At 66.4% G+C, this 9358-nt stretch carries 11 protein-coding genes and 1 pseudogene; 6 read left to right on the top strand and 6 right to left on the bottom strand.

Going from position 1 to position 9358, the window contains the following annotated elements; translation table 11 throughout:
* The 5 genes and pseudogenes from ACU0BR_RS06165 to ACU0BR_RS06185 form a co-directional block, all read right to left on the bottom strand.
* A pseudogene (locus ACU0BR_RS06165) lies at positions 1 to 286 on the bottom strand (peptide chain release factor N(5)-glutamine methyltransferase); the annotation flags it as partial.
* Positions 283 to 1335 carry a peptide chain release factor 1 gene (gene prfA, locus ACU0BR_RS06170; protein ID WP_446155972.1) on the bottom strand — a complete coding sequence of 351 codons (1053 nt, stop codon included), beginning with the start codon at positions 1333 to 1335 and terminating at the stop codon, positions 283 to 285. The pseudogene ACU0BR_RS06165 and the gene prfA, both read right to left, overlap by 4 nt.
* Before the next feature lie 295 nt (positions 1336 to 1630).
* Positions 1631 to 2101, bottom strand: a complete 471-nt coding sequence (locus ACU0BR_RS06175; protein WP_446155973.1) for a DUF1499 domain-containing protein — start codon at positions 2099 to 2101, stop codon at positions 1631 to 1633.
* Between the two features lie 131 nt (positions 2102 to 2232).
* A complete protein-coding gene (locus tag ACU0BR_RS06180) occupies positions 2233 to 2832 on the bottom strand; it encodes a biotin transporter BioY (RefSeq protein WP_446155974.1) in 600 nt (199 codons plus the stop codon).
* A gap of 127 nt (positions 2833 to 2959) precedes the next feature.
* The gene (locus ACU0BR_RS06185; RefSeq protein WP_446155975.1) at positions 2960 to 3403 is read right to left on the bottom strand and encodes a DUF6314 family protein; all 444 of its coding nucleotides are present in this window, start codon (positions 3401 to 3403) and stop codon (positions 2960 to 2962) included.
* Positions 3404 to 3481: 78 nt separating this feature from the next.
* Between ACU0BR_RS06185 and purB the strand changes: the two genes are divergently transcribed.
* The 5 genes from purB to ACU0BR_RS06210 all read left to right on the top strand — a co-directional run bounded on the left by purB (position 3482) and on the right by ACU0BR_RS06210 (position 7256).
* Positions 3482 to 4789, top strand: a complete 1308-nt coding sequence (gene purB, locus ACU0BR_RS06190) for an adenylosuccinate lyase (RefSeq protein WP_446155976.1) — start codon at positions 3482 to 3484, stop codon at positions 4787 to 4789.
* 165 nt (positions 4790 to 4954) lie between these two features.
* Positions 4955 to 5260, top strand: a complete 306-nt coding sequence (locus ACU0BR_RS06195) for a ScnB-like protein (RefSeq protein WP_446155982.1) — start codon at positions 4955 to 4957, stop codon at positions 5258 to 5260.
* Positions 5238 to 5528: an SH3-like domain-containing protein gene (locus ACU0BR_RS06200; RefSeq protein ID WP_446155977.1), complete on the top strand. Its 291-nt coding sequence runs from the start codon at positions 5238 to 5240 to the stop codon at positions 5526 to 5528. Before ACU0BR_RS06195 ends, ACU0BR_RS06200 begins: the two co-directional genes overlap by 23 nt.
* Positions 5528 to 6184 (top strand): nitrile hydratase subunit alpha, encoded by a 657-nt coding sequence (gene nthA, locus ACU0BR_RS06205; protein WP_446155978.1) that lies wholly within the window; start codon positions 5528 to 5530, stop codon positions 6182 to 6184. The genes ACU0BR_RS06200 and nthA overlap by 1 nt, the downstream gene beginning before the upstream one ends.
* 154 nt (positions 6185 to 6338) lie before the next feature.
* The gene (locus tag ACU0BR_RS06210) at positions 6339 to 7256 is read left to right on the top strand and encodes a lysophospholipid acyltransferase family protein (protein ID WP_446155979.1); all 918 of its coding nucleotides are present in this window, start codon (positions 6339 to 6341) and stop codon (positions 7254 to 7256) included.
* On the opposite strand, the gene ACU0BR_RS06215 is transcribed toward ACU0BR_RS06210, so the two are convergent.
* Positions 7220 to 7921, bottom strand: coding sequence for a DUF1223 domain-containing protein (locus ACU0BR_RS06215; RefSeq protein WP_446155980.1), 702 nt, complete (start codon positions 7919 to 7921; stop codon positions 7220 to 7222). The genes ACU0BR_RS06210 and ACU0BR_RS06215 overlap by 37 nt on opposite strands.
* A gap of 230 nt (positions 7922 to 8151) precedes the next feature.
* On the opposite strand from ACU0BR_RS06215, the gene ACU0BR_RS06220 reads away from it, so the two are divergent.
* Positions 8152 to 9358 (top strand): aconitase family protein (locus ACU0BR_RS06220; RefSeq protein ID WP_446155981.1); only part of this gene is annotated, 1207 nt, incomplete at its 3' end.

The following is a 9358-nucleotide window of genomic DNA, read 5'->3' on the forward strand; positions in this document are numbered from 1 at the left end:
CGGCGCGCGGGTCCAGTACATCGCGGGTCACGCGAAAGCTGCGGCCGTAGAATTGCCTGCGGCCCAGAATCTGCGCGACGGGCTGCCTGTCGCCGCGCCGGTCCAAGGCCACGCGGAACCGTGCGATGGCCGCGTCGTCCGGCACGTCGTGCAGATGCAGCGTCATGCGGTCGGGCGCGATGCCCATCGCATGGGCCAGCATGAGCCGCGCGTCGCGCTGCGGGTCGGGGATGGCGTTCCGGCGCAGCAGGTCGACCGCCTGGCGCAGCAGCTCCTGCGCGGTCATTGCGACAGTTCGGCCAGCTTGCGGATCTGGTCGTCCTCGATCAGCGCGTCGATGACCTCGTTCAGATCGCCCTGCATCACCTGATCCAGCTTGTAGAGCGTCAGGTTGATGCGGTGGTCGGTCATCCGCCCCTGGGGAAAGTTGTAGGTACGGATGCGCTCCGACCGGTCGCCCGAGCCGACCTGGCTCTTGCGGTCGGCGGCGCGGGCCTCGTCGGCCTTCTGGCGTTCCCGGTCGTAAAGCCGCGCGCGCAGCACGCCCATCGCGATCTCGCGGTTGCGATGCTGCGATTTCTCGGAACTGGTGACGACGATGCCGCTGGGAATATGGGTGATGCGCACGGCGCTGTCGGTGGTGTTGACGTGCTGGCCACCCGCGCCCGAGGCGCGCATCGTATCGATGCGGATATCGGTGGCCGGGATGTCGATGTCGACGGCCTCCGCCTCGGGCAGGACGGCCACGGTCGCGGCGGAGGTGTGGATGCGCCCGCCCGATTCGGTGCTTGGCACGCGCTGCACCCGATGCACGCCGGATTCAAACTTGAGACGCCGGTAGACGCCGTTCCCCTGGACGTTGGCGATCACCTCCTTGATGCCGCCAAGCTCGGTCTGGGCCTCCTCGATCACGTTGAATTTCCAACCCATCGCCTCGGCATGGCGCTGATACATCCGCAGCAGATCGCCCGCGAAAAGCGCGGCCTCCTCGCCGCCGGTGCCGGGGCGGATCTCGATTATCGCGGGGCGTTCGTCGGCCGCGTCGCGCGGCAACAGCGCCAGGCTGACCGCGCGTTCGGCCTCCGGCAGCAGGGCCGAGATACGCGCCACCTCCTCGGCGGCAAGCTCCGCCATGTCGGGATCGTCCAACATCGCCTGCGCATCCTCGCGGGCGCGCAGCAACATGCGATAGGCGGCGATTTGATCGGCCACCGGCTTCAGCTCCGCGTATTCGCGCGACAGCCCGGCGATGTCGGACACATCGCCCGTGGCCAGCTTGGCCTCGAGAAACTCGAACCGGCCGGTGATCTGATCCAGTTTGTCTGTGGGTACCATGATCGGGGTGTTGCCGATCCGTCGTGTTTGGTCAAGCTCCCGTGACATGCTATGCTGATGCATGGTTAGACTTTTTGCCACGTTCGTCGGTCTGTCCTTGTCCTGCGCGCAGCGAATTTCGGCGGCCGAAGCATCCGTAGGCACGAAGATCGACTGCTACTGCACCGACACGAGCGGCGCGCGCGTGGAACTTGGCGTGTCGATCTGCCTGTTCGTGGACGGGCGCAATTTCACCGCAAGATGCGAAATGGCGGGCAATGTGCCGTTCTGGCGGGAAACGGCAACCGGATGCGCGTCATCCGCCCTGCGCGCGCCGCAGCCTGTCCATCCAGTTTTCCACACGCGCGCGGTTGACCCCGAGATCTGAGTTGCCGAAGCGCAGCCGCGCCAGGATCGACAGGGCCGTGCCGCCCTGCGGCGTGGGGGTGGCGCGCACCGTGGTGTAATCGGGAAAGCCGAACACGCGCGAGCGGGTCTGGTAGGTGACCCAGCCCTCGCCGGGAGCGCCCGCGATCGGCCGGGTGCGCGGGGTCGTGCGCGCGATCCGGTCGAGCCGGGCCATGATCTGTTCCGGGGCCGCGTCGAACCGTGCGGCCGGGGCGTCGCCGCCGGTGTCGCTCAACAGCCAGCCGCCCGGGCCGGGACGCGTGGCCCGGGTCGGATCGACATGCCAAAGGGCCGCGTCGACCGGCGCAAGACGCACCCAAAGCAGCGATAAAAGCGCGGCGCAGACGATGAAGAGGACGAACCAGACCAATATTTTCATGCGCTTCCCCGATACGTCGCCTCCTGCGCCCCGGCCTGACCATGCCCGTCGGGCGCTCCAGAAAAAAGGGCGCACCGGATGGCGCGCCCTTTTCGAACTCAGATGGGGGGCCGATGCGGGCGCCCGGGCGCTTACCCGCGGGCGTTGCCCAGCAGTTTCCACAGGCCGGGGACCAGCAGCGCGGCCAGCGCCAGCTTGATCGCATCCCCGATCAGAAAGGGCGTCAGGCCCCATTCCAGGATCGGCTTGTCCCAGCCGTAGAGCACGCCCAGCCACAGCAGGCCGGGGATGTAGATCAGCGCGTTGCCGATCAGCATGGCGCCGGCCATGCCCGGCACGCTGCGGTCCCAGCCCTTGCGCGCGGCCAGACCCAGCGCCAGCGTCGCCAGCACATAGCCCAGCAGATAGCCGCCCGTGCCGCCCATCATGTAGGTCAGGCCGTTCGTCTCGGCGGAGGAACTGGCGAAGACGTCAAATCCGGCGGCGCCGACGATCAGGTAGCCCAGGATCGTCGTCAGGCCCATGCGCGGGCCATAGGCGGCCCCCAGCGTCAGCACCGCGAAGGTGGTCATGGTGACCGGCACGGGCCACATCGGCACCTTGATCTTCGCCGCGATGGCCAGGAAGGCGATGCCGAGAACCACCATCGCCACCTGCTTGAGGCGCAGTGCGGTGCCGGTGGCGGGCAGGATCTGCTCCGATAGGACTTTGTCGTCGAGGGCGAGCGCCATTTCGGTCTCCGTTCTGTGAAACAAGTTGCGTCGAATATTGCACCCGTGCCCCCGGCGCGCAAGTTCAATGCGCGGGTGCAAATCGCCCGATCTCGGGGCCCGGTCGTCGCGCAGCATCGTGGCCCTATCAGGGCGTGTAGGTCTGCGACATCGTGTAGTTCTTGCGCGGGCCGGTGACCCGCCAGACCGCGCGCCAGCGCGGGAAGGACGTGAAATCATAGGTGACGCGATAGGTGTCGGGATCGCAGCGATGCGTGTCCGAGGGCGCGTCCTGCGTCAGGTCGATGCGGTGGAAGGGGCGGCCGTCGTCGAATGCCACCTCCACCCGCCCGGCCGGGTCCGCCCGCCAGAGATAGCGTCGGCTTCCCGCGAGGGGCGGCTGACCCGGCAGAAACATGCGGCCCGTCTCCTCCAGCGCCAAATACGTCGGGTCGGGCGCGTGCGGCGCGATGAGGCACCGCCCCTCGAATGTGGCGGTGGTGCCGGCGCCGTGATCCTCGATCCGCTTGTGCAGCGCCCAGCTCGCGATGAAATCCGCCGCCGTGATCGCCCGCCCTGCCCGCTTCGCCATTTCGCCCTCATCCTTGCCGTTCACGGGGCGGCAGTCTAAGACACCCGCGCCACGCCCCCAACCGCAAAAGGTCCGCCGATGATCCCCCGCTATTCCCGCCCCGAAATGGTCGCCATCTGGTCGCCCGAGACCAAGTTCCGCATCTGGTACGAGATCGAGGCCCACGCCTGCGACGCGATGGCGGAGCTGGGCGTGATCCCCAAAGAAAACGCGCAGGCCGTCTGGAAGGCGAAGGACACGGAATTCGACGTGGCCCGCATCGATGAGATCGAGGCCGTCACCAAACACGACGTCATCGCCTTTCTGACCCATCTGGCCGAGATCATCGGCAACGACGAGGCGCGTTTCGTGCATCAGGGCATGACCAGCTCGGACGTGCTGGACACCACCTTCAACGTGCAACTGGTGCGCGCGAGCGATCTGCTGCTGGCCGACATGGACGCGTTGCTGGAGGCGCTGAAACGCCGCGCGATGGAACACAAGGATACCGTCCGCATCGGGCGCAGCCACGGCATCCACGCGGAACCCACGACGATGGGTCTGACCTTCGCGCGCTTCTACGCCGAGATGGACCGCAACCGCACCCGCCTGCGCAGCGCACGCGCCGAAATCGCCACCGGCGCGATTTCCGGCGCGGTCGGCACCTTTGCCAACATCGACCCGAGGGTCGAGCAACACGTCTGCGCGAAGCTGGGGCTGGAGCCAGAGCCGATCAGCACCCAGGTGATCCCGCGCGACCGCCACGCCGCCTTCTTCGCGACGCTGGGCGTGATCGGCAGCAGCATCGAGAACCTGTCGACCGAGATCCGGCACATGCAGCGCACCGAGGTGCTGGAGGCGGAGGAGTTCTTCTCCAAGGGGCAGAAGGGCAGCTCGGCCATGCCGCACAAGCGCAACCCCGTGCTGACCGAGAACCTGACCGGTCTGGCCCGGCTGGTGCGCATGGCCGTGGTTCCCGCGATGGAAAACGTGGCGCTCTGGCATGAGCGCGACATTTCGCATTCATCGGTGGAACGCAACATCGGCCCCGACACCATCGTCACGCTGGATTTCGCCCTGGCGCGGCTGACGCAGGTGGTCGACAAGCTGGTGGTCTACCCCGACAACATGCTGGCCAACATGAACAAGTTCCGCGGCCTCGTGCATTCGCAGCGGGTGCTGCTGGCGCTGACGCAAAAGGGTGTCAGCCGTGAGGACAGCTATCGCCTGGTGCAGCGCAACGCGATGAAGGTCTGGGAACAGGGTGCCGATTTCATGGAGGAACTGCTGGCCGACCCGGAGGTCACCGCGGTGATGAGCAAGGCCGAGATCGAGGAGAAGTTCGATCTGGCTTATCACACCAAGCACGTCGACACGATCTTCGCCCGCGTCTTCGGCGAGGGCTGAGGCCGCCCGTTAAACTGGGCCCATAGAGCGGCCCCATAGGTCGGGCCGGCAGACCCCTCCCCGACCTGCCCGCGCGCGGGCCTTGCGGCGCGCGGGGGGCGTGCTAACCTGCGTGGCATGGACAGGCAGGATGATATCCCCTTCGACGGGCGCCGCTGGCACGACATGGGCGGCCAGCCCGGCGGCACGCTGGACCGCAGCCAGCATGATTTCTCGCTCTGGGAAAAGCGCGCCGACGCGCTGATGGTGCTGTGTTCGGCCAAGGGGCACTTCACCGTCGACGGTCTGCGCCGCGCGCTGGAGGACATGGGCGAAGAGGCGTTCCAGACGATGAGCTATTACGAACGCTGGATCGCCGCGATCAACCAGAACCTGCTGGAGGGCGGCGTCTATTCCGTGGCGGAACTGGGCGAGAAGATCGCGCAGGTGCAGGCGCGCGGCGGTACATATGGCGAGGCCTCGGGTGGCTGAGGCGGCGCCGCAGTGGGTGCGGGTCAAGGCGCTGATGCCGCCCGGCCACCTGCGCACGCCCGCCTATCTGCGCGGCAAGGTCGGCGTGGTGGAACGGCCCCTGGGCGAGTTTGCCAACCCCGAGCGGCTGGCCTACGGCCTGCCTGCCGAGAACCGCGCGCTGCTGCGCGTGCGCTTCACGATGCGCGAACTTTGGGGTGCACATGCGGAACGGCCCGACGACACGTTGGATGCCGAGATTTACGCCCATTGGCTGGAGCCCGCCTGATGCCCCACGATCATCCGCATGACCATGCACACGCGCATCTCAGCCCCTCGGGGCATCCTTACAGGAAGGATGACGATACGCCGCTAAGCTACTGGCAAGCCATGGAAATAGCCGTTCGCGAACTGCTGGTCGAGAAAGGCGTCACCACCCCGGCCGAGATCGCCGCGCAGATCGAGGCGATGGACCGCCGTTCGCCTGCCGACGGCGCGGCGGTGGTGGCGCGCGCCTGGGTGGACGAAGGGTTTCGCGCGCGGCTGCTGGCCGATGCCTCCGCCGCCAGCCGCGAGCTGGGGTTTGACATCGGCACGCTGCGGCTGATAGCGGTGGAAAATACCGACACCTGCCACAACGTGGTCACCTGCACGCTTTGTTCATGCTATCCGCGCAACCTGCTGGGGTTGCCGCCCGACTGGTACAAATCGCGCGCCTACCGCTCGCGCGTGGTACGCGAACCCCGCGCCGTGCTGCGCGAGTTCGGCGTCGAGCTGCCCGAAGGCGTGACGGTGCGGGTCCATGATTCCACCGCCGACATGCGCTATATCGTGGTGCCGCGCCGCCCCGAGGGCACCGAGGGGCTGACGGAGGAGCAACTGGCTGCGCTGGTCACGCGCGATTCGATGATCGGAACGGGCCTTGCCTTGCCGCCACCCGTCTGATCCCGGCGTCGGGTCCAAGCGCGCCGCGCCGACGGCGCCGATCCCACGGGTCCGATTGATCGGGCCTCATTACACGGGGCAGCGGACTTGCAGCACCGTATCGCGCTGTCTATGACTGCGCGCCCAGAGGCAGCCACCGGCAGAACAGAATTCGATGAAACGCAGGCCCAACGAAGGACGCACGAGACAGGATTGGGCAGTGGACCGCGCGCTGCGGCTGCTGATCGGGTCGTTGCTGCGTCTGCCCTATCGCTGGCGCGTGCCGTTGATGGGGGCGGTGACGCGCCTGCTGGTGGGGCCGCTGGCGGGCTATAACCGGCGCGCGATGGAAAATCTGGCCTATGTCTTTCCCGACATGCCGCGCGAGCGGCGCCGCGCGATCGCCCGCGCGGTCAGCGACAACGTGGGCCGCACGCTGATCGAGAACTATTCCACGCCCGAGCTGATGGCCCGCATGGCCGAGAATCCGGTCGAAGGGCCGGGCGTCGCCGCGCTGGAGCAGGCGCGCGCCAGCGGTCGTCCGGTCGTGCTGGTGACGGGGCATTTCGGCAATTACGAGGCGCCGCGCGCCGCGCTGACGGCGCGCGGCTACAGCATCGGCGGCCTCTACCGTCCGATGAACAATGCGTTTTTCAACGAACACTACGTCGCCACGATGGAGCGTATCGGCGGTCCGATCTTTCCGCGCGGCCGGCGCGGTCTGGCGGGGCTGGTCAAACATGTGCGCGGCGGCGGGTTCGCGGTGTTGCTGATCGACCAGTTCATGTATGACGGCGCATTGCTGGATTTCATGGGCAAACCCGCGCCCACGGCCCTGTCGGCGGCGGAAATGGCGCTGAAATACGATGCGCTGCTGGTGCCCTTCTACGGCGCGCGCAATCGTGACGGGTTGAGCTTCACCATCACCGTGGAGGCGCCGGTGCCGCACAGCGATGCGGAAACGATGACCCAGGCGCTCAACGACAGTCTGGACGCACGGGTGCGCCGCGATCCGGCGCAATGGTTATGGATACATCGCCGGTGGAAGCCGCACCGTCAGTCGATGCGCGCCGCCGCCAGAACCGGCCCGTAGCCGGTTTCCTGCACGATCACCGCCATCGGCCCGGTCTCGAGGATCTTCAGCTCGAGGTCGAGCGCTTCCTTGCCGGTCCATTCCGCGACACGTTCCCAGTCGGTGACGATATTGGAATAGGTGATCGTGCGCCCGGCGTTTTCACCCTTCCTGATGTCGACCGTGCGCGCGGGATCGAAGCGCATCACCTGCACGACGGCGGGTTTGCGCAGCGGGCGGGTCGCGCGTGCGGTCAGATGCAACATGTTGCCCGTCCGCTCGACCGTCAGCCGAACCGGAAGGACGCGCGCCTTGTGATCCTCGATCAAATCCGCGATTTTCATGGGTTTGTAGCCGACCACCGGGTCCATGCCGCCGACCATCATCTGCGGTGTATAGACCATATGGGTGCCTGCGGCAGCGGCATAGCCCTTTTGACGGGCGGTGTTGCGGGGCATGGCGAAATCATCGGCCCAGCCGATGTAATCCCAGTAATCGACATGCAGCGCCAGGGCCAGCACGTCGGGACGCTTGGCAAGCTCGCTCAACAAGGCATCGGCCGGCGGACAGCTCGAACAGCCCTGGGATGTGAAAAGCTCCACCACCACGGGTTGATCTTCGGCCAGGGCCATATGTGTCCAGATCGAGAAAACCGCGGTCAGCGTGATGCTCAGGGCTGTGCGCATGTGTTCGGACCTTTCCTGACTGACCCCAGACCTACGCAGCTCGCTCGACGCACGCCAATCAATGTTTTGCGATCCGTCGAACCGGAAGAGAGCGCGCGCGTCAAGGCTTCGCGGTGGGATTTATTGTGCACCACGGTATACAATTTGGGCGGCACACCCTTGATCGCCTTGCCGTCATAGGGCATAGCCGCCTCAGAGATTTCCGTCGTAGTATCCCCCAGGAGGCACAGATGACGATCACGGTCGGCCACGATAGCTCGAAAACGCGCAAGACGCTGCAAGTCGGCGGTTCTGCGTTCGCCTATTATTCCATTCCCGCCGCCGAGGCCGCCGGGCTCGGTGAATTTTCCGACCTGCCCGCCGCGCTGAAGGTCGTGCTGGAAAACATGCTGCGCTTCGAGGATGGCAAGACGGTCACGACCGACGACATCCGTGCGTTTTCGGACTGGGGCAAGCAGAACGGCAAGAACCCGCGCGAGATCACCTACCGCCCTGCCCGCGTGCTGATGCAGGATTTCACCGGCGTGCCGGCCGTTGTCGATCTGGCCGCGATGCGCGACGGCATCGTCGCCCTGGGCGGCGACGCGCAGAAGATCAACCCGCTGAACCCGGTCGATCTGGTCATCGACCATTTGGTGATGATCGACGAGTTCGGCAACCCGCGCGCGTTCCAGATGAACGTCGACCGCGAGTATGAGCGCAACATGGAGCGCTACACCTTCCTGAAATGGGGGCAGAAGGCCTTCGACAATTTCCGCGTGGTCCCGCCCGGCACCGGCATCTGCCACCAGGTCAATCTGGAATACCTGTCGCGCACCGTCTGGTCCGACACCGATCAGAACGGCGAGCAGGTCGCCTACCCCGACACGCTGGTCGGCACCGACAGCCACACCACGATGGTCAACGGCGCCGCGGTGCTGGGCTGGGGCGTGGGCGGCATCGAGGCCGAGGCCGCGATGCTGGGCCAGCCGATTTCCATGCTGATCCCCGAGGTCATCGGCTTCAAGCTGACGGGCGCCATGCCCGAGGGCACCACCGCCACCGATCTGGTGCTGCGCGTCGTGCAGATGCTGCGCGAAAAGGGCGTGGTGGGCAAATTCGTGGAATTCTACGGCGACGGGCTGGACAACGTGCCGCTGGCCGATCGTGCCACCATCGGCAACATGGCGCCCGAATACGGCGCCACCTGCGGCTTCTTCGGTATCGACGACAAGACGCTGGAATATCTGCGCCTGACCGGCCGCAGCGAGGAATCGATCGCGTTTGTGGAAGCCTATGCAAAGCAGCAGGGTATGTGGTTCTCTCCCGAAGACGAACCCGTCTTCTCCAGCACGCTGCAGCTGGACATGGCTTCCGTCGTACCCAGCCTTGCCGGCCCCAAGCGCCCGCAGGACAAGGTGGCGTTGCCGCTGGTGGACGAGCTGTTCAACACCGATC

The sequence above is a fragment of the Brevirhabdus sp. genome, assembly GCF_052826345.1.

Excerpts from the sequence above, each read along its gene's own strand:
- prfA (WP_446155972.1), bottom strand. The coding sequence starts at position 1,335 with ATGGTACCCACAGACAAACTGGATCAGATCACCGGCCGGTTCGAGTTT.
- ACU0BR_RS06175 (WP_446155973.1), bottom strand. The coding sequence starts at position 2,101 with ATGAAAATATTGGTCTGGTTCGTCCTCTTCATCGTCTGCGCCGCGCTT.
- ACU0BR_RS06180 (WP_446155974.1), bottom strand. The coding sequence starts at position 2,832 with ATGGCGCTCGCCCTCGACGACAAAGTCCTATCGGAGCAGATCCTGCCC.
- ACU0BR_RS06185 (WP_446155975.1), bottom strand. The coding sequence starts at position 3,403 with ATGGCGAAGCGGGCAGGGCGGGCGATCACGGCGGCGGATTTCATCGCG.
- purB (WP_446155976.1), top strand. The coding sequence starts at position 3,482 with ATGATCCCCCGCTATTCCCGCCCCGAAATGGTCGCCATCTGGTCGCCC.
- ACU0BR_RS06195 (WP_446155982.1), top strand. The coding sequence starts at position 4,955 with ATGGGCGGCCAGCCCGGCGGCACGCTGGACCGCAGCCAGCATGATTTC.
- ACU0BR_RS06200 (WP_446155977.1), top strand. The coding sequence starts at position 5,238 with ATGGCGAGGCCTCGGGTGGCTGAGGCGGCGCCGCAGTGGGTGCGGGTC.
- nthA (WP_446155978.1), top strand. The coding sequence starts at position 5,528 with ATGCCCCACGATCATCCGCATGACCATGCACACGCGCATCTCAGCCCC.
- ACU0BR_RS06210 (WP_446155979.1), top strand. The coding sequence starts at position 6,339 with ATGAAACGCAGGCCCAACGAAGGACGCACGAGACAGGATTGGGCAGTG.
- ACU0BR_RS06215 (WP_446155980.1), bottom strand. The coding sequence starts at position 7,921 with ATGCGCACAGCCCTGAGCATCACGCTGACCGCGGTTTTCTCGATCTGG.